Below are 21,027 nucleotides of genomic sequence, written 5' to 3' on the forward strand. Positions count from 1 at the left end.
ATGCTGTTCACTTAAGCGGAGCCGCATTGCGATTTACCGGAAAACGGGTCTTTGATATCTTCACCGCCCTGGGTCTCGATGGCCTGGGGCGTTTTTCTATGAACATGACGCCTATGCAGCCCCGCAACTCCGCCAACCTCCGTGGCGTATGGGCTGGCGATAACGCGCCCGCCATCACTGCCATCTGGTTCGCGATGAACTGACAGGCAAACTTAAAGCTCACCTCATTGGGCGCTCGCTGATGGGCTACGGCGGCCTGGCTGGCCTCCCGCCTGACCAGATTGTATCCAAGCAGCAATCCCCACAGCTCCTGATAGACCAAGTCCACTTTCTTGCTTCTCAGCGTGATGGCGTTGTGCTGCATCGCGCTTTTGATATCCCGGTATCCCAGCTCGATTTCCCAGCGCTCGTGGTACAGGGTCGCCACCTGAGCTGCACTGAATCGCGCCACGGGCAGGGAGGTAAAGACCGTTTTCTCCTTGCCTGCCACCTCATAGGTCACTGCGCGAACTTGCCAGTGTGTCGGCAACGCCGGGTTTTTCTTGCTAGCCTGAGGCGAGACCGTCATTTGCAACAGACGGTCACCGTCGCCATAGCGCTCAAGTTCCGTGTATACCAGCCCCTTGCGTTCCGGGATGAGCCAGTGACGGTCGGTGTCTTCGGCCTGAATACGCAGCAACAGGTCGGCACCGAAGAAGCCTTTATCCAGCAGGGTCACTGACTTGTCCGGCAATGAGTGAATGAACTCGCTGGCCAGGGGGATTTCCCCTTTGCGGTACGGGCTGATGGCCGCGTTGGCAATGACATGCGAGCGGACATTCATGAGCGTGACCAACCGCAGCATCGGGTAGGGTGTCTGCCGGTTGGTTGAGGTGTTACCCGAGCCGAAATGTGCTCTGAGTTCAGGCATATCCTGGGTTCGGAACAGGGCCCCATCGATGGCAAAGACCTGTAAACCGTGCCAATGGTCTTCAGGATAACGTTCCCGCCCCCACACATCGGCGCACTGTTTGAACAGCCACTCGAGCGGCTGTTTGCCGAGTCGCTGACGGGCCTGAGACAGGGCACTGTCCGCGAGCAAGGCATCATTGGCCAACCCTTCTGCACAGATGTTGAGGCGCCGAGCGACCTCGGAGATGGGCTCATTGCGGAAAAAGGCCATCCCCACGACGAGCCACAAGACCATATCAGAAGGTAAGCGGCGTCGGCGGATAGTGGCCTTTTCAGACAAGGCGGCAGCGGCAGTAATCCATTCGTCGGGAATATGGTCGGCAAAAATGGCCAGCCGAGCCAGCATGTCGCCAGATGCCTCAACAACATCGTTCAGATCGTTTGCAATAGACATAAAAAATCCGGAACTAGTGATTGGTTCCGGATTGTCCTACAGCAGAAGGATCGGTCAATGGATCCTTAACTGATCAGCATTGCCCGGCATGCCGGGGCGTTTTGCTATTCAGGCTGCAAACCATCAGGTCGCGAGAAGCTGTCAGCAAGGCGAAGAGCAGCGCATGACCCTTGATCACGGCTTCGCAGCAGGGCCATAACCGTTCGGGTTCTGGCTTTGCCAGCGCCAGGTATCGATCATCATCTGCTCCAGCCCCCGCTCGGCCTGCCAGCCCAGCTCATCACGGGCCAGAGCCGGTTCAGCCCAGCACTCGGCGATGTCGCCGGGGCGACGGGGCTTGATCTGGTAGGGAATGGCACGGCCACTGGCTGCCTCGAACGCCTTGACCATCTCCAGCACGGAATAGCCCTGACCGGTGCCGAGGTTATAGGTGAAGACGCCGGTATCACTCTTGATGCGGGCCAACGCTTTGAGGTGACCGATGGCGAGATCCACCACGTGGATATAGTCGCGCACCCCGGTGCCGTCCGGGGTCGGATAGTCGTTGCCAAAGACCCCCAGCTCCTTGAGCTTGCCCACGCCGACCTGACTGATGTAAGGCAGCAGGTTGTTGGGGATGCCGTTGGGATCTTCACCGATGAGGCCGCTCTCATGAGCCCCCACCGGGTTGAAGTAGCGCAGCAGCACGATGGCCCAGCGAGGATCGGATTTGGAGAGGTCACGCAGGATCTCTTCGACCATCAGCTTGGAGCGGCCATAGGGGTTGGTGGCGCTGGTGGGGAAATCTTCCCGCAGCGGTACCGAGGCCGGATCCCCATAGACGGTGGCCGAGGAGCTGAACACCAGCCGGAACACGCCGGCCCTGGCCATCTCTTCGCACAGCACCAGGGTGCCGGTCACGTTGTTCTGATAGTAGGTGAGCGGGATCTGGCCGGATTCACCCACCGCCTTGAGGCCGGCGAAGTGGATCACGGATGCTATTTTGTGTTCGGCAAACAGCCGCTGCAGGCAGGCTCTGTCCAGAATGTCCCCTTCCACGAAGGTGACCGGCTTGCCGGTGATCCTCTCGACCCGTTTGAGCGATTCGGGGGAGGCGTTGGAGAGGTTGTCCAGTACTACGACCTGCTGCCCGGTACCAAGCAGCTCGACCAGGGTGTGGGAACCGATGTAACCGGCTCCCCCCGTCACCAGAATTGTCATTTTTTATCCCGTACTTTGCTGAAACTGGGGTTGAGTCTACCCGCACGACCCGCCCGGGAAAAGCTCGGGATACCAATGACGCCCGTCAATACTCCAGGCTCACATCCCCTCTGGCGGTGCAGGAACAGGCCAGCGCCACCCCGTTCTCGAGATCTTGCGCGCTCAGGGTCATCACGCTCTGGCGCTCGATTTCGCCTTCCGTGGTGCAGCGACAGGCGCCGCACACCCCGGCGCGGCAAGCGGCCATCATGGTCTCCCCCGCCCCCTCCAGTGCCGCCAGCAGGGTCTGGCCAGGCAGTATCTTCACTTTCTTGCCGCTCTTTTTCAGTGTCAGCCAGAAGTGGTCGCTATCGGCCGCAACTGGCGCCGCGCCCGATGTAACAGCAGGCAGACCGAATGACTCCTGGTGCAACTGTGCTGCCGGCAGTCCCAGCTCCGCCAGCATGGTGCAGACGGCGGTCATGTAGGGGGCTGGGCCACACAGATAGACATGGCGGCTCAAGAGATCCGGCGCCAGTTCCTTGAGCATCCCCGGTGTGAGCCGGCCAACCCAGGGATGAGCCGTTGGCGCCTCTTCCCCTACTTTCTCCAGCACTAAAGCATGGCGCACACCGGCATGAGCCTCGGCCAATGAAGCCAGTTCTCTCGCGAAGATCACATCCCCGGGGGTTCTGGCGCTGTGAATAAAGCGGATATCGGCGTCCGGCCGCTTGGCGAGCTCGTCCCGCAGCATGGCCCACATGGGGGTGATGCCGGAGCCGGCGCTGAGCAGCAGCGGCCGCTCGCAGGGCAAAGCAGTCAGGTGGAAGTCGCCGAAGGGGCCGTCTACCCGGATCTCGTCCCCCACTTGCAGGCTCTGGTGCAGATGGTGAGAGACCAGCCCCACATCCTTGATGGTGACCTGCCAGAAAGGATCCTGCGGGCTGGAGGAGAGGGTGTAGGCGCGGCAGTGAGGCTGGCCGTCAATCATCGTGTGCAGGGTGACGCACTGGCCGGCCAGCACGGAGGGCAGGTCGCCAGCCAGGGGTTCAAATTGCCAGCTCGCCACGTCGTGGGTCTCTGCCCGGCGGGCTATACAGCGCAGGCTCAAAGAGGTGGAGGTCATCGCAAGGCTCCTCTTGCTCGGAAATAGCGTTGAAAAAAGGCGAGCCATCAGGCTCGCCAAAGGCTTACAACATGCTGAGCGTGTAAGGCTGTATCTTTGCTCAGGCCGCCAGGATCTCGGCGAGATCCGCGTCTGCCGTGGTGGTTCCTTTCAGGCCGAACTGCTCCTCCAGCACCTTGAGCAGGGCCGGGGTGAGGAAGGCCGGGGCGGTCGGGCCGGTGCGGATGTCCTTCACGCCGAGTGCAAGCAGGGTGAGCAAAATGACGATGGCTTTTTGCTCGAACCAGGAGAGCACCAGGGTCAGGGGCAGATCGTTGACGCCGCACTCGAACGCGTCGGCGAGCGCCAGGGCCAGCTGGATGGCAGAGTAGGCATCGTTGCACTGACCCACGTCCAGCAGACGGGGAATGCCACCGATGTCGCCGAAATCGAGCTTGTTGAACTTGTACTTGCCGCAGCCCAGGGTCAGCAGCAGGCTGTCCTGCGGGATCGCCTTGGCAAACTCGGTGTAGTAGGCGCGCTCGGCACGGTCGCCGTCACATCCCCCCACCAGGAAGAAGTGGCTGATTTCGCCAGCCTTGACCTTGTCGATCACTGCGGGAGCGGCCTGCATCAGGGCGTTGCGGGCAAAACCGATGGTGATGAAGTGCTCGAGCTCAACGTGCTTGAAGCCTTCCAGCGCTTGTGCCTTGGCGATAACGGCGGAGAAATCTTCCCCTTCCAGGTGGGTCACACCGGGCCAGCCGACGATGGAGCGGGTGAAGATGCGATCGCTGTAGTTGCCCACGTTCGGGTCGATGATGCAGTTGGAGGTCATCACCACGGCGCCCGGGAAGTTGGCAAACTCCTTCTGCTGGTTCTGCCAGGCGGAGCCGTAGTTGCCCACCAGGTGCGGGTACTGCTTGAAGAAGGGGTAGGCCAGGGCCGGCAGCATCTCGCCGTGGGTGTAGACGTTGATGCCAGTGCCCCTGGTCTGCTCCAGGATGAGCTTGAGATCCACCATGTCGTGGCCGGAGACCAGGATGCACTTGCCCGGTACCGGAGTGACGCGTACCTGGGTCGGCTCGGGGTGGCCGAAGGCGGTGGTTTCACCGAGATCCAGCATCTCCATGATCTTGAAGTTCAGCAGGCCAATATCCATGGCGCACTTGAACAGGGGATCCAGATCGCAGGGATCCGTGCCGAGCCAGCTCATGATGCGATGGAATTCGGCGGCGACCCCGGCATCCTGCTGATCCAGCACCCGGGCGTGTTCCATGTAGGCGGCGGCACCCTTGAGGCCATAGAGGCAGAGCAGGCGCAGCCCCATGATGTCTTCGTTGACCTCGTTCTTGCCCCGGTTGACCGCGGTCTGCGGCGCCTGGGCAAGCTGGGCCAGCAGATCGGCACCCGGCTCGAAACGGGCGGCAGCGGGCAGTGCATCGGCCTGCACCGCCAGCGGTGCCAGCTTGGCGGCCAGTTGCTGGCGATAGGCCAGCGCCTGGTTGACGTAGGCGACGATGCGAACGGAGTCGAAGTTGACGTTGGTGAGGGTGGCAAAGAACGCCTTGGGCACGAAAGCGTCTATTTCGCTGTCGACGATGCCGTGCTCGCGGGCCGCCTGGGCCCAGGCGCTGAGCCCTTGCAGGGTATAGATCAGCACATCCTGCAGATCAGAAGTTTCAGCCGTCTTGCCGCACATGCCTTGTGCATAGGCGCAGCCGTTGCCTGCCGGGGTACGAATAGTCTGTTCACATTGCACACAAAACATCATGTCTCTCCTAATTGGACATTTCAGTTATCTGTTTTGTGGCGATTCTATTCCCCTCCTGGAAAACTTAATAGGCATTCAATTTACCAATTAACATTTCATTGATGCAGATCAAATAGAAAAAAGCCGCCCAAATCGGGCGGCAAGCGGGTGGGAAATCAAGGAGAGACAACTCGGGTTTGCAACAACAGGGGCAATGATACGGGCCGGAGCATGGGCAGCCGGCCCCAGGTTCATCAGGCCAGATAGGCGCGCAGCATCCAGACCAGTTTCTCCTGCTGCTGCACATAGTCGGAGAGGATGGACGCAGTCCCTTCATCACCGGCATCGGCGGCCTGACCCAGGATGCGGCGCTGGGCAACCAGCAGTTCGCGGAAGCTCGCTAGCAGGGATTCCACGCAGGCACGACCGTCATGCAGCCCCTTCTGCTCGGGGATGGCGGACACCTGGATGTAGTCGCTGAAACTGTGCAGGGGCACCCCATCCAGGGTCAGAATGCGTTCGGCCAGGGCATCGACTTTCAGCAGCAGGTCGTTGTAGATCTCTTCGAATTTCAGGTGCAGCTCGAAGAACTGGTTGCCGCGGATGTTCCAGTGGAAGCCACGGACGTTCATGTAGAGGATCTGGTAGCTGGCCAGCAGCTTGTTGAGCTCGGCGGCCAGAGCTTGTGATTGAACGGTATCAAGACCAATGGGGCTCTTCATGATTCACCTCCAGGTGGTAAGCATTATCGGGAACGGAGTCAGCTTATCCAGAAGCAGACTCAAAGGACAATCGTCTGTGCCTTGCCGATCCATAGCCAATGGCTATCGTCGGCAAAAATGCACCGGCTTTCATTGCTCAAGCCGTTCGATATAGAGGATCACCTCGCCGAGGTAAATGCCGAACTTGCTGATCTTCGCACGGTTGATCAGGCGATCGTCGTCCAGCAGATACATCCAGTCATCGAAGCTCACCCTCACCACGCTCTCATCCGGCAGAGCCAGATCGAGTTGATAACGCCAGTTGAGGGCAAAGCCCTCTGTCTTGCCTACCGTCTCCCCCACCACGTCTGAAGCCGTGCCGCGCCAGTGGCCATCCGCCCCCTTGCTCAAAAACCAGGTGCGGGTCTGCCGACGACCATCATCGAAGTAGAACTGCTCGAACAGCTCCCCCTTGCCCTCTCGCCAGTGCCCCTGCATCTCGACCCGAAAGCGACTGGTCACTTCGCCGCTGCGGTCCGTCACCAGGCCATGGGCCACCAGCTTGCCATTGAAGAAACGGGCGAGATCCCAACCCGGCCGGGAGCCGCGATAATCGTCAAGACCCGCGCCGCAACCAGAGAGCCACAGCAGGGGCAGCAACCAGGCAAGACGCCACCAAGAAGAGAACTTCATGGAATACTCCATCAGGATTGGCCGCGCAGGCGGCGGGTCAGAGCGGGATCCCGGCTGTCGTCAGTCAGCCAGATAGCAAGAAACGCGGGGGCGAAGGCGGGATCATAGAGAGAGCCAAGGAGGCGATCTCGCAACCAGAAGTGGCCCGTGCCTTGCTCGTCCACATAAAAAACCAGCTTGTCGCCGGGGGCGACATCCGGCCAGAGCGTGGCCAGTCGAGCCAGCCAGCGTTGGCGCTCACTCTCGCTGCCAAGGCCGAGTCGCTGCCACTCGGCGGCGGTCGCCTCCAGCAAATCCTGGCGCTCGATGGCCCTCGCGTAGGTAATGCTGAGGGCCTGCGGGTAGCGCCCCGGCTGATAGCGGCCGCTCTCGCTGTAGAGGGTGGCGTCATAGAGCTTGAACCAGAGCCAGCGCATCTCCCCCTGTCCCACGGTTCGCAGCCCCTGCCAGGGGGCGGCAACACTCTGGGCGGTCGCAAGCAGTGGCAGGCTCAAGGCCGCCAGCAGCAGGCTAGTTCCACCCCATGTGCCAACGGGCGGGATCCTCCAGTTCATGCCAGTCCATCTCCTGTTCCTGCAGGGTGTTGATATCCTGCATCACCACGCTCGCCAGATGCCCCTGGGCATCGCGCTGGCAGGCCACCACCAGGTAGAAACGATCGGCCAGCTCGCACTGGCCATCCCTGGTCCACTTGGAAAACAACAAGGTGTCGGTCGAAAAGGTGTTCATCTCGTCTCACCCTCCAGCTTGACCGTTACCCACAGGAGTACGGGTAACCACCACATCCAGATCACCGCCAGCAGCACTGCGCTTGTCCAGATGCCCCAGGGTAAGTTTACTGCCCCCATGGCGGCCCCCGCCATATAGGAGGAGCCCCCCCCCACCATGCCGAACAGCCCCTGTTGCCAGCGCGGCAAGAGGCGAAGCCAGGGAAGGCCGTGGGAGAGGGTCAGGGCGAAACCGCACCAGAGCAGCAACAGCCAGAGCGGAAAACCGGACGGAAAGTGAAACAGGCCGAGGCGCCAGAGCAGGATGTCGAGCAGGCAGCCTGCCAGGGCGACCGGGATGAGGCGCCAGTCCTGCCCGCGGCGGGGGGAGAAGATGAAATGGAGCAGCAGCATCCCGAGCAGCGGGCCCGGTTGCTGCCATCTCACCGCCAGCAACCAGTAGAGGTTGAATCCCAGCAGGTGGGCCCACTGCCACATGATAAGCGACCGTGTGCCGGCAAGTCCCCGGACCAGCCATGGGGCCCCGGCTTGGCGGCCTCCAGTTGCACCAGGCTGATGGCCCGCTCCCAGAATCCCCCTTCACAGTAGGCGAAATAGAAGTGCCAGAGCCGGATGAAATCCTGGCTGTAACCGAGCTTGGGCAGCTCTGGGGCCAGCGCCAGGAAGCGTTCGCACCAGTGGGCCAGGGTACGGGCATAGTGGTGGCCGTGATCGTGCAGCCGTACCAGCTGCATGTCGGTCTCCCGCGCCAGCAGACCCGCCATCTGGGAGACGCAGGGCAGGCAGCCTCCCGGGAAGATGTAGCGCTGGATGAAGTCCACCCCGCGCAGATACTGGGCGTGGCGCTGATCGGCGATGGTGATGGCCTGGATCAGCAGGCGTCCGCCGGGCTTGAGCAGGCGCGACAACTGACGGAAATAGTCGGGCAGGAAGGCGTGCCCCACCGCCTCGATCATCTCGATGGAGACCAGCTTGTCATAGCGTCCCTCCAGCTTGCGGTAATCCTCCAGCAGCAAGGTGATGCGATCCCCCAGCCCCTCCCGCTCGATCCACGCCTTGGCATAGTCGTGCTGGGCCCGGGAGATGGTCGTGGTGGTGACCCGGCAGCCGTAGTGACGGGCCGCATAGACGGCGAGACCGCCCCAGCCGGTGCCTATCTCCAGCAGGTGGTCGTCCGGCCCAAGCTCAAGCCGCTCGCAGATGGTGCGCAGCTTGGCCTGCTGCCCCTCCTCCAGGGTGGCATCCGGGTGGGGATAGATGGCGCTCGAATACTGCATGTGATCGTCGAGAAAGCCCTGATAGAGGGTGTTGCCAAGGTCATAGTGGGCGGCGATGTTGGCACGCGAACCGGTCAGGGTATTGCGATTGAACCAGTGGCGCACCTTGTTGAACGGGAAGCTGAGCCAGCCGAGGCGCCGTTCCAGGGCGTCGAGCAGCGGCAGATTGCGGGCCAGCAGGCGCACCAGTGCCACCGGCTCCGGGCTGGTCCAGAGACCCTCCACCCAGGTCTCTCCTGCGGCGATGCTGCCCCCCAGCAGCAGGCGGCGATAAAACGCCGGATCCTGCACCACCAGCTCGGCATGCAGGTCGCTGCCCGCCTTGCCGAAGCGGTGGCACTCGCTGCCGTCGTGAAGCACCAGTTGACCCTGCTCAAGGCGCGCCAGCAATTTGAGCAGCAGTTGCTTGGCCCCCTTGTCGATGAAAGAGGCAGAGAGGGTTGATTGAGCAAGTTCCATTAGCGGCTCTCCGAATGGGTCAAGAGTGAGGTCGTTCGGTTGGGATGAACCCGCACCATGGGCTGCTGACAACACCAGGAAGCGGAATTAAACGGGTGTGTCGGCGTCATGGGCGGCTCTCCGGATGGGTGAAGACGGGGGTGCGTTTGATAAAAAGGCGCAGGGCCTGCCAGTAGATCCCGAGCAGCACCTTCAGGGTCATCCAGGGCCAGCGAGCCAGCAGCGCCGCCAGCCCCTTGCGCGACAGCGGCGCGCGGCGCAGGGCCAGGGTGGCGTCAAACAGCTTGCTCTCACCGGATACGGGGTGGCTCTCGATATGGATCAGCGCCTCCTCTTTCGGCGCCCGGATGCGCCAGTGGTAGCGCATCCCCAGTCCCATGAAGGGGGAGACATGAAAATCCTTGTCATGGGGGGAGAGCGCCGCCAGATCCAGCAGGTAGTAGTGGCGCTCGTTCCAGGGGGTATTGGAGACCTCCGCCAGCAGGTAGCGGGTCTCCCCCGCCCGATCGCAGAAATAGAAATTAACCGGGCTGAAATAAAACCCGAGGCAGCGCACGTTGCCAAGGAGCAGCACCCGCCCGCCGGGCTCCGCATCCCCCCCAAGAGCCGCCACCTTGTCCCAGACCGCCTGCTTGAGGGGCCCTTCGCTGCCCCGCAGATAGTCCTCGCGGCGAAACGAGAGCAGTCCGGCCCGCTCCACGGCAAACCAGCGCCCCTGCTCAAGCCCGGGCAGTTCGTCCAGATCCAGCCCCAGCATGAAGAGGCTGTATGAAAAAGCATGGGCCCTGGGGGCGAAGCGGCGATGGCGCACCGAGCCTTGCCAGATGGCGCTGATCCCCTCCCCCATTCCCTCGTCCCCCTGCGTCAAGGCCGCGGCGCCGCTCATAGCTCGGCCCCGAAGCGTCTGGCCACGTCCAGGGCGCTGCGCACCCCGTCCTCGTGAAAACCGTTGTACCAGTAAGCCCCGCAGAAGTGGGTATGCTGATGGCCACAGATCTCGCCCCGTCGCTGCTGGGCGGCGATGGAGCCCTGATTGAATACCGGATGATGATAGACGAAACGGCGCAACACCTTGCTCTCGTCCACCCGTCCACGGGGGTTGAGGCTGACGCAGAAGGGCGCGGGGGAGCTCACCCCCTGCAGGATGTTCATGTTGTAGCTCACCAGGGGGCGCGCCCCGTCATCCTCACCGAGCTGGTAGTTCCAGCTCGCCCACGCCTTGCGGCGCATCGGCAGGCAGGAGGCGTCGGTGTGCAGCCAGACGTCGTTGGCCTGGTAGGGCATGTTCCCGAGGATGGCCCTCTCTCCCTCGCTCGCATCCACCAGCAGGGCCAGGGCCTGATCGCTGTGACAGGCGAAGATCACCTCGTCAAAATGGGCCTCCTGCCCCTGGCTGGTGACCACGACGCCATCCGCCACCCGGCGCACCGCCTCCACCGGGGTAGCGAGGCGGATGCGCGACTGCCAGCCCGCCGTGAGCGGCTCTATGTACTCTCGCGAGCCACCCGGGATCACATACCACTGAGGTCGGTTCGCCACCTCCAGCAGCCCGTGGTTGGCGAAAAACCGCAGAAAGAAGCTCAAGGGGAAGGCACGCATGTCCGCCAGGGTGGAGGACCAGATGGCCGCCCCCATGGGCAGGATGTAGTGGCGGGCGAAATAGTCGCTGAATTTCCCCGCCAGCAGGAAGTCCCCCAGGGTCAGCTCGGGGGTCAGCTCCCGCTGGCGATGCGCGGCCAGCCAGGCCCGCGCCTCCCGGTTGAAGCGCAGGATCTCGGCGACGAAGCGGTAGAAGCGCGGGCTCAGCAGGTTGCTGCGCTGGGCGAACAGGGTGTCGAGGTTGTGGCCGTTGTACTCCAGCCCCTCGGGGCTTCTGACCGAGAAGCTCATCTCGGCCGGTTGCCGCCCGACCCCGATCCGCTCAAGCAACTTCAGGAAGTGGGGGTAGGTGCGGTCATTGAAGACGATGAAGCCGGTGTCGATGGCATGGCTGCGCCCGCCCAGCTCCACGTCGACGGTGGCGGTGTGGCCCCCCAGGGTCGACGCCGCCTCGAACAGGGTAATGTCATGGAGTTTGTGGAGCAGGAAGCCGGCGGTGAGTCCCGAGATACCTGAGCCGACGATGGCGATCTTTTTCTTCATGAAGGGCGTCCTTTCGAAACGAGTGTGCGGCCAAGGCGCAGCCAGAGCCCTGTCGGCAAAGCCCCCAGCAGGCGCAGCAACCAGGTGAAGCGGCGGGGGAAGTGGATCTGGTGGCGACCGGCGGCGAGCCCCGTCATGATGGCGCGGGCAGCCTGCTCCACCGTCACCAGGCAGGGCATGGGAAAATCATTCTTGTCGGTGAGCGGCGTCTGCACGAAGCCGGGGCGGATCAGGGTCACCCCGATGCCCTTGCTGGCCAGATCCAGGCGCAACGTATCCGCCAGATAATCGAGGGCCGCCTTGGAGGCGCCATAGGCCTCCGCCCGTGGCAGGGGCAGCCAGCTCACCGAGGAGCTGACGATGGCAAGCCGTCCACCCGCCCCCAACCGCGGCAGCAAGGCGGCCAGGGCGTTGCCGGTGGCGATGAGGTTGGTCTCGATGACCCGGGCAAACAGGGCGCCGTCAAAGCCTTCTGCCGGATCCATGTATTCACAGTTGCCCGCATTGAGAATGAGCAGGTCGAGGGCGGGCAGGCTTGCGGCCACCCCGGCCATGGCGGCGCTGTCGCGCGCATCGAATCGCAAAGGGGTGATCCCCAGGTCGGTCAGTACCTGCAAGCGCGCCTCGTCCCGGCCACAACCCCACACCTGCCAGCCGGCGCGCCGATAATCCAGCGCCAGCTGGCGGCCGATGCCCGAGGTGGCCCCGGTGATCAGCACCCGGCCGCTCATGTCCCCAGCCTCCCCTTGATGGCCCGTACCACGGGCCCCAGCAGTGGCAACTGCTCGTAGAGCATGGCCCCGAGATCGAAGTAGTCCCGGTGCAGGCACACCTTGCCCCAGGAGTCGAACGTCAGCCGGGTGGCCCCCTCCACCCTGACGGCCCGGCCACCGGCAATCCTGGGGTGGGAGAAGGTCATGACCCAGGCGAGCCAGGCTTCGTTGCCCGACTGCTGCTGACTCGTTATCTCGAAACTGCACTGGGCAAGGCGCTCATAAAGGGAGGAAAAGTAGCGGGTGAGCGCGGCCAGCCCCTCTATCCGGTGCGCAGGATCGATGAAGAGCACCTCATCGGCATAGACCTCCGGCAAGCGGTGCAACTGATGCTTGTCCAGTTGCAGGTAGAGGATGACAAAGCGGGCCAGCGCGTCATTCATGCTAGTTTTTCTCCAGTTCGCGGAACATCTCGATGGCCCTCACCCGTGCAACGGCATGATCCACCATGGGGGCCGGATAATCCTGCCGCCCCTTGAGCCGCAACCAGTCGTGGGGCTCGTGGAGATAGGCAGCAGGCACATCCGCCAGCTCAGTGACCCAGGTACGAATGAACTCCCCTTGTGGATCAAATCGTTGCCCCTGGGTGGTGGGGTTGAAGACCCGGAAATAGGGCGCCGCATCGGCCCCGGTCCCCGCCGCCCACTGCCAGCCGCCATTGTTGGCCGCCAGATCCCCGTCGATGAGCCGACTCATGAAGTAGTCCTCCCCAAGCCGCCAGTGGATGTGGAGATCCTTGGTGAGGAAGCTCGCCACTATCATCCGCAGCCGGTTGTGCATCCAGCCGGTGGCGTTGAGGCAGCGCATGGCCGCATCGACCACGGGGTAGCCGGTGCGCCCCTCGCACCAGGCGGCGAAGGCATCCGGATCCCAGCTCCACGGCAGGGCCGCCGTCTCCGGCTTGAAGGGGCGGTTCATGGAGAGGCTCGGGATCAGCACCAGCAAGTGGCGGTAGAACTCGCGCCAGATGAGCTCGTTGAGCCAGACAAAACCGGGTTGGGCCTTCGACTGGGGCCGGTAGCCGAGACGCTGCTGCAGCGCCCCCACGCACTGGCGAGCACTGATGATGCCCGCCGCCAGATAGGGGGAGAGCACGGAGGTGCCCGCCAGCGCCGGAAAGTCCCGGGTCTCGCCGTAATCGAGCACCGCCTGATCCAGAAAAGCGTGCAACCGGCGGCTCGCCTCGGCCTCCCCCACCGGCCAGCGGGTGTCCGGCGTCAGATCCCCCAGCCCGTCGTCCACCCACTCCCGCTCGGCCAGGGGCAGCCACGGCAACGGCTCGCCGCGTGGTGCGGGGACACGGTGAATGACGAAGCCATCCTCCTCGAGAGCCTTGAGCCAGGCGCGGCTGAAGGGGGTGAAGACCTTGAACATCTCCCCCGACCCGGTCAGTACCCGACCGGGCGGCAGCACGCAGCAGCCGTTGAACCAGTGGCTGGTCATGCCCTGCTCCCCCAGCGCGGCGCTGACGGCGTGGTCGCGGCGCAGCTCGTCAATCTCGATGGCCTGGTTGGCGTAGAGCTGGCTCACCCCGAGCTCCCGGCAGAGCGCCGTCAGCGCCGTCGGCACCTCGGCAAAGGTCTCGACCCGCAGCAGATGAAGCGGAATGCCGAGGGCCGCCAGCTCGCGGCCCATGGCATCCACCTGTGCCAGCATGAAACGCTGGCGGACCGGGGCCAGCTTGTGCGCCTGCCACTGGGTCGGCGAGACGATGAAGAGTGCGGCGACCGGTTCATCTCCGGCGCAGGCGTGGCGCAGGGCCGGGTTGTCGGCCAGACGCAGATCGTTGCGAAACCAGACCAGCCTCATGACGGTGTTCTCCCGCCCTTGCCCTTCGCCTTGGCAGTGCGGGGCGTCGCATTGACCTCTGCCAGGGTGGCGTGCCAGTTGCGGGCACGCCGCCACGGCTCATCGTAGAGGCGTCCCAGCTCGCCAAAGAAGCGGGTACCCGCAGGCCATTCGGCGGCCTGGTCCTGCTTGCCGAGCCCGGCCCCCAGCAGGATCAGCCAGGGGGGTGTGGCGCGCCCCTCCAGCAAGGTGGCATGGCGGGGCTCCACCGCCCCCAGCAGTTGCACCTCATATCCCTGACCGATGAGCTCATACGCAGCCCAGACCAGATCCAGCGGCCCCACCTGCCCCCAGCTTGCCAGGGTGACGGGGACGCCCTTCTCCTGCTCGATGAGGTGGCGGGCGAAGCGGGTATGCAGCCAGCCGAGCCACACCTGTTGCAGCAGCTCGCCATCGGGGCGCTCGCGCCACAGTCCCAGCAGCCGCTCCACCAGGGGCTGCAGCACCCGGTTGCGCACCAGCTCGAAGGGGTAGCTCGCCAGCAGATCGCCAAGCTCGGCCTCCGCCTTGCGCTGGTTGAAGGCAAGCAGCGCCTGGCTGAACTGCTCCAGGGTCTGCTGCCAGTGATCGCTCACTGGCGCACTCTGGGGCTCGCTCAACAGCCCCTTCACCTGACCTATGCTCACTCCCCGCTCCAGCCAGCTCAGGATCTCGCCTATCTGGCGGATATCCTGCTCGCTGTAGAGGCGATGGCCCTTCTCGGTTCGGGCCGGTTGCACCAGCCCGTAGCGGCGCTGCCAGGCGCGCAGGGTGACGGCGTTGACGCCGGTGAGGCGGGAGACCTCGCGAATGGGGTAGACGCCCTCGTCGGGGAGAGGCGCGGCTGCTTGTGATTCATCAGACATGAGAGAGTCCATCAGACGTTGGGAAGAGGCCCCGGTGATCCGCCGGGGCCTGCACAGGGTGTTCAGAGCCCGTAGCGCAGCTTGAGCGTGTCGGGATGAAGGTCGAGGTAGGCCTGATCGGCCAAATCCAGCCACACCTTCACAGCCCGTAACGCAATTTCAGCGTGTCGGGATGGGGATTGAGGTACACCTGCTCGGCGAGATAGGGGTTCGGGTACTCGCGCAGGTAGTGGCGGATCAGGGTAAGGGGCACCAGCAACGGGAAGACCCCGGTGCGGTACTTGTCGATGGTGTCGCACAGCTCCTGCTTCTGGGCCGGGGTCAGCACCCGCTTGAAGTAGCCCTGCAGGTGCATCAGCACATTGGTGTGGCTGCGGCGGTTGGCCCGCAGGGTCAGCGCCGCCATCAACCCCTGGATGTAGCTGTCGGCCACCTCCTGCAGGTTGGCCTTGCCAAGGTTGGCGAGCAGGCGCCCCAGCGCCCGGTAGTGGGTGGTGGCGTGGGAGAGCACCAGGTACTTGTAACGTGAATGGAAGCGGATCAGGGCTGAAGCGGTGATCCCTCGGGCGCAGAGCTGCTGCCAGTCGTGGTAGGCAAAGACCCGCAGGACGAAGTTCTCCCGCAGGATGGGGTCGCACAGGCGGCCATCTTCCTCCACCGGCAGCAGGGGGTTGGCCTCCATCAGCGCCTTGGCGAAGAGGCCGACCCCCTCCTTGGCGCTCCCCTCGTTGTTGGCGCCATAGATACGCACCCGCTCCATGCCGCAGCTGGGGGACTTGGCGCAGAGGATGTAGCCGGAGAGGAAGTCGAGCTGTCGTGCCTTCTGCTCGCTGAAGGCAATCAGCTTGTCGGTGACGTCGAAGCTGCCGTTGCTTGCCTCGGCCCGCACCTCGCCCTGGCGCTTCACCAGCCGGATGGCGGCGCGGGGTGCGCCCAGGCCAATGGCCATCTCGGGGCAGACGGGGTGATAGTCGAAATGGGCGCCCAGATCCCGTTCGCAGAAACTGGATCGTTTGTGGCCCCCGTCGAAGCGCACTTCCTGGCCGAGCAGACAGGCACTGATACCGACCTTGATCTTGTACATGATGAAGCCCCTTGTATAAGCCTTGAGTAAGTTATAGCAGTTATACAAAAAATTGGAAGCTGTATAACTATTGCGAACTGATACGGCCAGGGGGCGGCGGGCGGATCAGCCCCCATAAAAAAAACCCATGACCGAAGTCATGGGTAAAGGTGAAGACCCTGCAGGAAGGATGATCAGAAGCTGTATTTCACACCCAGGCTGGAGATGGAGCCTTTTTGCAGATCCCAGTTGCGATAGGTGTAGTCGGCGGTGAGGGCCAGGTTCTGGGTCAGCTTGTAGGCCGCCCCCGCCTTGAAGTCGTGCATGTCGTCGGTCATGTTGGCGTAGCGATAGCCGGTGGAGAGCTCGACGGCGCCGATGTCGTAGCGCAGGCCCACTTCTCCGTAGAGGCTGCCGCTCTTCTTGCGGGCCAGGGTATCCCAACCGGAATGGTTCACATCGGAGGCCAGCTCCCGTTCCAGGCTGTAGCCCATCAGGCCGGTTTCACCGTAGAGGTTCAGGCCGGTGCTGAGGGGGGTGTAGACACCCATCCCCAGGCTGGAGATGGCCATGCTGTCGTTGCCGCTGCTGCGGGAGGTGTATTCGCTGCCGATCCGGCCATAGACATTGCTGGTGAAGCTCTTGGAGAGATCCAGGCTCAGGCCGCCGAAGTCGCGGTTCTCCCCATCCTTGCCACCGATGTAGTCAGACTTGGTGTGGGCCCAGGTGGCAGAGCCCTTGGCATAGCTGAAGGCATCTTGCGCCAGGACGGAGGTGGAAGAGAGACCGGCCAGAACCAGAACAGACAGTGCGATCTTTTGCATTTTGTTGACTCCATTGGTTGAGTTAGGCGGACCTAACTGGAATGGAGCCATTGTGACGGGCAAAGGGGGCAACGCCGAGAAGCAAGCTGTTGCCAAACCATGTCAGATGTAAGCGGATATTGCTGGCGGTTACCGGTGCAACACTCTGCGGGGGAGCCAGGGCTCCCCCGCCGTCATCCTAGCGGAACTCCACCTCGTCGATCTGCACCCGCACCAGCGGCTTGCCGGTGAGGCCGGCGGGTCGTGCCAGCTCGATGGCCCGGGAGGCGCGCGCTTCCCCCTTGCGCAGGTAGGAGTCAGGCAGGCGGTTCTCCCCGACCCAGAAGCGCACGGGCTCGGTCGAGAGCTGCACCCCGTCGGCGCTGAACAGGGTCAGGCTGCCGTTGACGCGCACCACGTTGCGACTGCCGGTGTTGCTCACCACGAACTGCAGGCTGAGGGGATCGTCCCCCGCCACCTGGTCCAGCTTCACCGTGATGCCGTCCCGGGTCGCCTGGGAGAGCAAGTCGGGATGGGCCATGGCCTGCTCGGTCAGCACCGGGGCCGCGACACTCGCCGTCACTGCCTGACCGGCTACCGTGGCTGCCGGCTTGACCAGCAGGTATTCCCAGGTGAAATCGTCATTGAGTTGCACCTGGCGACCATCCGGCAAGGTGATCTGGTGCAGGGGAGCCGCCTCGGCCAGCAGAGGGCACAGACAGAGGGCGACCAGCAGTCGGGAGAGGGGTTTCATGGGCAGGCACTCGATAAAGGATGCGAAGGGGGCAGTATAAAGAGTCGTGCCCTCCTTGCCTATGACCCCCCTCACGTTACGCCCCGGCTCAGATGACCAGGGGGTGGGGATCCTCCAGCGTGGCCAGATCCAGGGTCACCAGATCGAACTGGGCACTCCTGAGGGCCTTCTGGATGGTGGGCTGCATGTCGAACACCAGGGCCCGCAGCCGTTCGGGCACCCGGATCCTCGCAAGGGTGGTGACCCTGTCACCCAGGGTATGGAAGAAGACCTGGGCGCCCCCCAGTCCCATGTCCACCAGCATCTGCTCGGCCATGTCGACCATCCGCAGGTGCCGCCTGTCCAGGGAGGTCATATCGACAAAGCGCCGGCTCAGGCAGGCCTCCCCCACGTCTCCCCAGAGCGCCAGTTGCCGCTGGTGAAAACCGTAGCGAAAATCCCGGTTGGTCATCCCCTGCTCGGCAAAGATCCAGAGGGTGTTGGCGGGCAGGCTGTGAAAGCGACGCAGGTACTCCCGCTTCTCCTCCACCGAGGCTGACATCAGCAGCGGCGGGCCCTCTTCATGTTCGAGCTGCTGGCAGAGGTAGCGCACCGGGTCGGTCACCTCGGCGAGGTGGCCCAGGTGGGCGCTGAAGATCATCTCGTCGGTCTTGAGCACCTGATGGGGGATGCCGTAGTGCCGGCAGTAGCGCTGTGCCCTGGCCACCGACTGGCGGCTGAGGGTGGGGTTGTCCAGGGTGATGGCGCGAAATCGCACCCCGCTGGCCCGGCACAGATCCATGCTGTAGCATGATTCCAGTCGGCCGGAGAAGGAGACAAGCAGTTCGCTGTAACCGGCCAGGGTGTTGATGAGCCTCTGTTCCCTGGCTTGAAAGGTCTGATCGTATCCCCGATTCAGCGCAACGACATTGGCATCCATAACAACAACTCCGGATGATGAACTGGATACCATTTTGCCCACCCCAAGCTGAATATACACTTAAAGAGTGCGGGTAAAACTGTACATTATTTGCTCCAAATCAACGCTTCCCCCACTTTTTTCGCTGCGAAGCGAAACTGGCTCCCCTCAGGCCGGCAACAACCCCTGAGCGATCAGATACGCCCGGCACCGGGCCGGATCGGTGAAGATCAGCCCCCGCAGACCGAGCGCCTCGGCCGCCGCCACGTTGGCCGGGCTGTCGTCGATAAAGAGGCACTCCCCAGCCTTGAGGTCGAACGACACCAGCAGATAACGGTAGATGTCGGGCTCGGGTTTGAGCATCCGCACCCGGGCCGACACCACCTTGCCGCTGAAGAAGCGCCAGAAGGACTGATGCTGCTCCAGCCAGTCGATGCTGGCGTGCCCCATGTTGGAGAGGGCATAGAGGGTGTGGCCTGCACCGTGCAGTTCTTCGATGAGCGCCACCATGGCGGGATCCGGCACAAGGGAGGACGGCACCGCCTGCAAGATGGCCAGATTCTCCGCCATCGACAGGCCGGTGCGCCCCTGCGCCTGACGGGCCATGGTGTGCAGAGAGAGGGTCCCCCTGTCCACCTCCAGCCAGTCCGGGTGGTTGAACAGCTGCTCCGCGATCGCTGTCGCCCCCTCGGGTCCGCGCACCCCACTCACTATGGCCACCGGATCCCAGCGCACCACCACTCTGCCCAGATCGAAGATCACCGCCATCGTCTCGTCCCCTCTATGTGTTGTTGCCACGGATGTGGTTACAGCGGTTGCCATAAACAGGGACCAGAACGACGCTCACTCTCCCTCGGCAACCCGAGCCACCACCCTGCCCCGTTCAACGCCCCCGGGCAAGTTTTACTTGCATCGCACCGCCAAATCCCTTAATGGTTATGGCGTTACATTCAGGACACGCCCATGAACACACCATTCTTCTTTGTTTTCTCGTTTACCCGGCCCACATGAGGGAAGGCCCGTCGTCACGTGAACCATTCGCGTAAACAGAAACCAAAGACGAATCGAGCCTCCCCAGCGGAGGCTTTTTTTTGCACCACACACCACAGAATCACTGGATAGGGAACCACCATGGCAACGCTCGACGAGATCAGACACGACATCACCCAGTTGGATCAGGAGCTGCTCGCCCTGCTGGCCAAACGCAAGACCCTCAGCATCGAGGTCGCCCGCGCCAAGCAGGCCAATCCCCGTCCCATCCGTGACCACCAGCGCGAGCAGGACTTGCTGGTCGCCCTGATCCAGAAAGGGCGCGCCCTCGGACTGGATGCCCAGTACATCACCCGCATCTACCACACCATCATCGAAGACTCCGTGCTCTCCCAGCAGGCCTACCTGCAGAGCCTGCTCAACCCCCAGCAGCAGGAGCCCATGACCAGCGTTGCCTACCTGGGACCGCGCGGCTCCTACTCGAGCCTGGCCGCCCGCAAGTACCTGGCCCGCTACAAGGATCAGGTGATCGAGGTGAACTGCCAGAACTTCCGCGAGGTGCTGGACACCGTGGAGTCGGGCCGTGCCGCCTTCGGGGTGCTGCCCATCGAGAACACCAGCTCGGGCTCCATCAACGAGGTGTACGACGTGATGCAGCACACCACCCTCTCCATCGTGGGTGAGCTCACCTATCCCATCGAGCACTGCATCCTCACCGCCGTGCCCACCGAACTCTCTCGCATCAAGACCTTCTACGCCCATCCCCAGGTGTTCCAGCAGTGCTCCCATTACCTCAGCAAGCTGGAAGGAGCGCGCCACGAGATCTGCGACTCCTCCTCCAGCGCCATGATGAAGGTCAAGGAGCTGGCAAGCCCGGAAGCGGCGGCCATCGGCAGCGCAGCCGGCGGCGAGCTCTATGGCCTCGACGTGCTGGCCGAGCAGCTCGCCAACCAGAAGGAGAACTACAGCCGCTTCATCGTGGTGGCGCGCAAGCCCATCGACGTGGCGCCCCAGATCCCGGCCAAGACCACCCTCATCATGTCCACCTCCCAGAAGCCGGGCTCCCTGGTGGAGGCGCTGCTGGTGCTGCGCAGCCACGAGATCAACATGACCAAGCTGGAATCCCGTCCGGTGCAGGGCAACCCCTGGGAGGAGATGTTCTACCTGGATGTCTCCGCCAACCTGCAGACCCCGGCCATGCAGGCCGCCCTGCTGGAGCTGACCAAGATCACCCGCTACATCAAGGTGCTGGGCTGCTACCCGAGCGAAGACGTCAAGCCGACCGCCGTGCCGCCCGTCTTGATGGGAAGCTGATGGGGAGCGGATCCCGCCCCTGCCACACAAAGGCGAGCCCCGGCTCGCCTTTGTGCTCTCTGCTCCCTCCCCGTGAGACGCGGCCCAGTCCCACCCTTCCCTTCCGGCGTTAAACCGCCCTCCACCCCCTTCCTCGTGGACCCGGGATCCTGGCGCGGCTGTCTTTCCACTCACCATCAGGCCATCTTCCTCCCGTTGCGGCCCCCTTTTGCCGCCTGTCGGGCCTCTCTATCGTTTGGCTTTATTTAACGACATGGCTATATCGTTAGATTTCCCTAAACAAAAAAGGCCGCCATTCCGGCGCCCGGGCGCCTCTTGTACTACCTCAGCCCCCTTTTTCCTCGCCACAGGCCGGAT

21 protein-coding genes, 1 pseudogene and 1 other annotated feature are annotated in these 21,027 nt (G+C 63.2%); of the genes and pseudogenes, 1 reads left to right on the forward strand and 21 read right to left on the reverse strand.

Annotation, left to right across the window (positions count from 1 at the left end; all coding sequences use genetic code 11):
- Nucleotides 1-7: 7 nt before the first annotated feature.
- The 21 genes and pseudogenes from C3F36_RS05115 to C3F36_RS05215 all read right to left on the reverse strand — a co-directional run bounded on the left by C3F36_RS05115 (nucleotide 8) and on the right by C3F36_RS05215 (nucleotide 19,134).
- Nucleotides 8-1,345 carry an IS4-like element ISAeme15 family transposase gene (locus C3F36_RS05115; protein WP_041205620.1) on the reverse strand — a complete coding sequence of 446 codons (1,338 nt, stop codon included), beginning with the start codon at nucleotides 1,343-1,345 and terminating at the stop codon, nucleotides 8-10.
- Between the two features lie 174 nt (nucleotides 1,346-1,519).
- Entirely contained in the window at nucleotides 1,520-2,545 is a 1,026-nt protein-coding gene (galE, locus tag C3F36_RS05120; RefSeq protein WP_104454618.1) for a UDP-glucose 4-epimerase GalE, read from the reverse strand.
- Between the two features lie 85 nt (nucleotides 2,546-2,630).
- Entirely contained in the window at nucleotides 2,631-3,650 is a 1,020-nt protein-coding gene (locus C3F36_RS05125; protein WP_041211254.1) for a hybrid-cluster NAD(P)-dependent oxidoreductase, read from the reverse strand.
- A 100-nt stretch (nucleotides 3,651-3,750) separates the two neighbouring features.
- Nucleotides 3,751-5,400, reverse strand: coding sequence for a hydroxylamine reductase (gene hcp / locus C3F36_RS05130; RefSeq protein ID WP_104454619.1), 1,650 nt, complete (start codon nucleotides 5,398-5,400; stop codon nucleotides 3,751-3,753).
- A gap of 236 nt (nucleotides 5,401-5,636) precedes the next feature.
- Complete coding sequence (locus C3F36_RS05135; RefSeq protein ID WP_010673329.1) at nucleotides 5,637-6,104, reverse strand: Dps family protein; 468 nt, start codon at nucleotides 6,102-6,104, stop codon at nucleotides 5,637-5,639.
- 129 nt (nucleotides 6,105-6,233) lie between these two features.
- Nucleotides 6,234-6,776 carry a DUF3833 domain-containing protein gene (locus C3F36_RS05140; protein ID WP_104454620.1) on the reverse strand — a complete coding sequence of 181 codons (543 nt, stop codon included), beginning with the start codon at nucleotides 6,774-6,776 and terminating at the stop codon, nucleotides 6,234-6,236.
- An 11-nt stretch (nucleotides 6,777-6,787) separates the two neighbouring features.
- Complete coding sequence (locus C3F36_RS05145; RefSeq protein ID WP_199769667.1) at nucleotides 6,788-7,330, reverse strand: chalcone isomerase family protein; 543 nt, start codon at nucleotides 7,328-7,330, stop codon at nucleotides 6,788-6,790.
- Entirely contained in the window at nucleotides 7,287-7,505 is a 219-nt protein-coding gene (locus tag C3F36_RS05150) for a TIGR02450 family Trp-rich protein (RefSeq protein WP_042880015.1), read from the reverse strand. Before C3F36_RS05150 ends, C3F36_RS05145 begins: the two co-directional genes overlap by 44 nt.
- Nucleotides 7,502-7,981 (reverse strand): DUF2878 domain-containing protein, encoded by a 480-nt coding sequence (locus C3F36_RS05155; protein ID WP_104454622.1) that lies wholly within the window; start codon nucleotides 7,979-7,981, stop codon nucleotides 7,502-7,504. Before C3F36_RS05155 ends, C3F36_RS05150 begins: the two co-directional genes overlap by 4 nt.
- A gap of 8 nt (nucleotides 7,982-7,989) precedes the next feature.
- A pseudogene (locus C3F36_RS05160) lies at nucleotides 7,990-9,240 on the reverse strand (class I SAM-dependent methyltransferase); the annotation flags it as partial.
- A 106-nt stretch (nucleotides 9,241-9,346) separates the two neighbouring features.
- Entirely contained in the window at nucleotides 9,347-10,126 is a 780-nt protein-coding gene (locus C3F36_RS05165) for a DUF1365 domain-containing protein (protein ID WP_042017709.1), read from the reverse strand.
- On the reverse strand, nucleotides 10,123-11,382 hold the full coding sequence (locus C3F36_RS05170; protein WP_104454624.1) for an NAD(P)/FAD-dependent oxidoreductase: 1,260 nt from the start codon (nucleotides 11,380-11,382) through the stop codon (nucleotides 10,123-10,125). The genes C3F36_RS05165 and C3F36_RS05170 overlap by 4 nt, the downstream gene beginning before the upstream one ends.
- Nucleotides 11,379-12,113 (reverse strand): SDR family NAD(P)-dependent oxidoreductase, encoded by a 735-nt coding sequence (locus tag C3F36_RS05175; protein WP_104454625.1) that lies wholly within the window; start codon nucleotides 12,111-12,113, stop codon nucleotides 11,379-11,381. The genes C3F36_RS05170 and C3F36_RS05175 overlap by 4 nt, the downstream gene beginning before the upstream one ends.
- Complete coding sequence (locus C3F36_RS05180; protein WP_010673320.1) at nucleotides 12,110-12,538, reverse strand: nuclear transport factor 2 family protein; 429 nt, start codon at nucleotides 12,536-12,538, stop codon at nucleotides 12,110-12,112. The genes C3F36_RS05175 and C3F36_RS05180 overlap by 4 nt, the downstream gene beginning before the upstream one ends.
- A 1-nt stretch (nucleotide 12,539) precedes the next feature.
- The gene (gene phrB / locus C3F36_RS05185) at nucleotides 12,540-13,964 is read right to left on the reverse strand and encodes a deoxyribodipyrimidine photo-lyase (protein WP_104454626.1); all 1,425 of its coding nucleotides are present in this window, start codon (nucleotides 13,962-13,964) and stop codon (nucleotides 12,540-12,542) included.
- Complete coding sequence (locus C3F36_RS05190; protein ID WP_104454627.1) at nucleotides 13,961-14,848, reverse strand: MerR family transcriptional regulator; 888 nt, start codon at nucleotides 14,846-14,848, stop codon at nucleotides 13,961-13,963. Before C3F36_RS05190 ends, phrB begins: the two co-directional genes overlap by 4 nt.
- Before the next feature lie 139 nt (nucleotides 14,849-14,987).
- Nucleotides 14,988-15,932, reverse strand: a complete 945-nt coding sequence (locus C3F36_RS05195; protein WP_010673317.1) for a YbgA family protein — start codon at nucleotides 15,930-15,932, stop codon at nucleotides 14,988-14,990.
- A gap of 173 nt (nucleotides 15,933-16,105) precedes the next feature.
- A complete protein-coding gene (locus C3F36_RS05200) occupies nucleotides 16,106-16,735 on the reverse strand; it encodes an outer membrane beta-barrel protein (protein WP_039041374.1) in 630 nt (209 codons plus the stop codon).
- Between the two features lie 178 nt (nucleotides 16,736-16,913).
- Complete coding sequence (locus C3F36_RS05205) at nucleotides 16,914-17,468, reverse strand: DUF3157 family protein (protein ID WP_042864298.1); 555 nt, start codon at nucleotides 17,466-17,468, stop codon at nucleotides 16,914-16,916.
- 88 nt (nucleotides 17,469-17,556) lie between these two features.
- Complete coding sequence (locus C3F36_RS05210; protein ID WP_039041372.1) at nucleotides 17,557-18,387, reverse strand: hypothetical protein; 831 nt, start codon at nucleotides 18,385-18,387, stop codon at nucleotides 17,557-17,559.
- A 147-nt stretch (nucleotides 18,388-18,534) separates the two neighbouring features.
- Entirely contained in the window at nucleotides 18,535-19,134 is a 600-nt protein-coding gene (locus C3F36_RS05215; RefSeq protein ID WP_042864299.1) for an HAD family hydrolase, read from the reverse strand.
- A gap of 191 nt (nucleotides 19,135-19,325) precedes the next feature.
- Nucleotides 19,326-19,459 (forward strand) — a sequence feature (Phe leader region).
- Between the two features lie 38 nt (nucleotides 19,460-19,497).
- Between C3F36_RS05215 and pheA the strand changes: the two genes are divergently transcribed.
- A complete protein-coding gene (gene pheA, locus C3F36_RS05220; RefSeq protein ID WP_103244400.1) occupies nucleotides 19,498-20,670 on the forward strand; it encodes a prephenate dehydratase in 1,173 nt (390 codons plus the stop codon).
- The last annotated feature ends 357 nt before the right edge of the window (nucleotides 20,671-21,027 follow it).

It is taken from the genome of Aeromonas sp. ASNIH2, from assembly GCF_002934795.1.
Lineage (GTDB): Bacteria > Pseudomonadota > Gammaproteobacteria > Enterobacterales > Aeromonadaceae > Aeromonas > Aeromonas caviae.

What these genes read in the sequence shown, in the direction of transcription:
- C3F36_RS05170 (WP_104454624.1), bottom strand. Translation starts at nt 11,382, where the DNA reads ATGAAGAAAAAGATCGCCATCGTCGGCTCAGGTATCTCGGGACTCACC.
- C3F36_RS05125 (WP_041211254.1), bottom strand. Translation starts at nt 3,650, where the DNA reads ATGACCTCCACCTCTTTGAGCCTGCGCTGTATAGCCCGCCGGGCAGAG.
- hcp (WP_104454619.1), bottom strand. Translation starts at nt 5,400, where the DNA reads ATGTTTTGTGTGCAATGTGAACAGACTATTCGTACCCCGGCAGGCAAC.
- galE (WP_104454618.1), bottom strand. Translation starts at nt 2,545, where the DNA reads ATGACAATTCTGGTGACGGGGGGAGCCGGTTACATCGGTTCCCACACC.
- C3F36_RS05180 (WP_010673320.1), bottom strand. Translation starts at nt 12,538, where the DNA reads ATGAATGACGCGCTGGCCCGCTTTGTCATCCTCTACCTGCAACTGGAC.
- C3F36_RS05165 (WP_042017709.1), bottom strand. Translation starts at nt 10,126, where the DNA reads ATGAGCGGCGCCGCGGCCTTGACGCAGGGGGACGAGGGAATGGGGGAG.
- C3F36_RS05115 (WP_041205620.1), bottom strand. Translation starts at nt 1,345, where the DNA reads ATGTCTATTGCAAACGATCTGAACGATGTTGTTGAGGCATCTGGCGAC.
- C3F36_RS05155 (WP_104454622.1), bottom strand. Translation starts at nt 7,981, where the DNA reads ATGTGGCAGTGGGCCCACCTGCTGGGATTCAACCTCTACTGGTTGCTG.
- C3F36_RS05210 (WP_039041372.1), bottom strand. Translation starts at nt 18,387, where the DNA reads ATGGATGCCAATGTCGTTGCGCTGAATCGGGGATACGATCAGACCTTT.
- C3F36_RS05200 (WP_039041374.1), bottom strand. Translation starts at nt 16,735, where the DNA reads ATGCAAAAGATCGCACTGTCTGTTCTGGTTCTGGCCGGTCTCTCTTCC.
- C3F36_RS05215 (WP_042864299.1), bottom strand. Translation starts at nt 19,134, where the DNA reads ATGGCGGTGATCTTCGATCTGGGCAGAGTGGTGGTGCGCTGGGATCCG.
- C3F36_RS05195 (WP_010673317.1), bottom strand. Translation starts at nt 15,932, where the DNA reads ATGTACAAGATCAAGGTCGGTATCAGTGCCTGTCTGCTCGGCCAGGAA.
- phrB (WP_104454626.1), bottom strand. Translation starts at nt 13,964, where the DNA reads ATGAGGCTGGTCTGGTTTCGCAACGATCTGCGTCTGGCCGACAACCCG.
- C3F36_RS05140 (WP_104454620.1), bottom strand. Translation starts at nt 6,776, where the DNA reads ATGAAGTTCTCTTCTTGGTGGCGTCTTGCCTGGTTGCTGCCCCTGCTG.
- C3F36_RS05150 (WP_042880015.1), bottom strand. Translation starts at nt 7,505, where the DNA reads ATGAACACCTTTTCGACCGACACCTTGTTGTTTTCCAAGTGGACCAGG.
- C3F36_RS05190 (WP_104454627.1), bottom strand. Translation starts at nt 14,848, where the DNA reads ATGTCTGATGAATCACAAGCAGCCGCGCCTCTCCCCGACGAGGGCGTC.
- C3F36_RS05205 (WP_042864298.1), bottom strand. Translation starts at nt 17,468, where the DNA reads ATGAAACCCCTCTCCCGACTGCTGGTCGCCCTCTGTCTGTGCCCTCTG.
- C3F36_RS05135 (WP_010673329.1), bottom strand. Translation starts at nt 6,104, where the DNA reads ATGAAGAGCCCCATTGGTCTTGATACCGTTCAATCACAAGCTCTGGCC.
- C3F36_RS05175 (WP_104454625.1), bottom strand. Translation starts at nt 12,113, where the DNA reads ATGAGCGGCCGGGTGCTGATCACCGGGGCCACCTCGGGCATCGGCCGC.
- pheA (WP_103244400.1), top strand. Translation starts at nt 19,498, where the DNA reads ATGGCAACGCTCGACGAGATCAGACACGACATCACCCAGTTGGATCAG.
- C3F36_RS05145 (WP_199769667.1), bottom strand. Translation starts at nt 7,330, where the DNA reads ATGAACTGGAGGATCCCGCCCGTTGGCACATGGGGTGGAACTAGCCTG.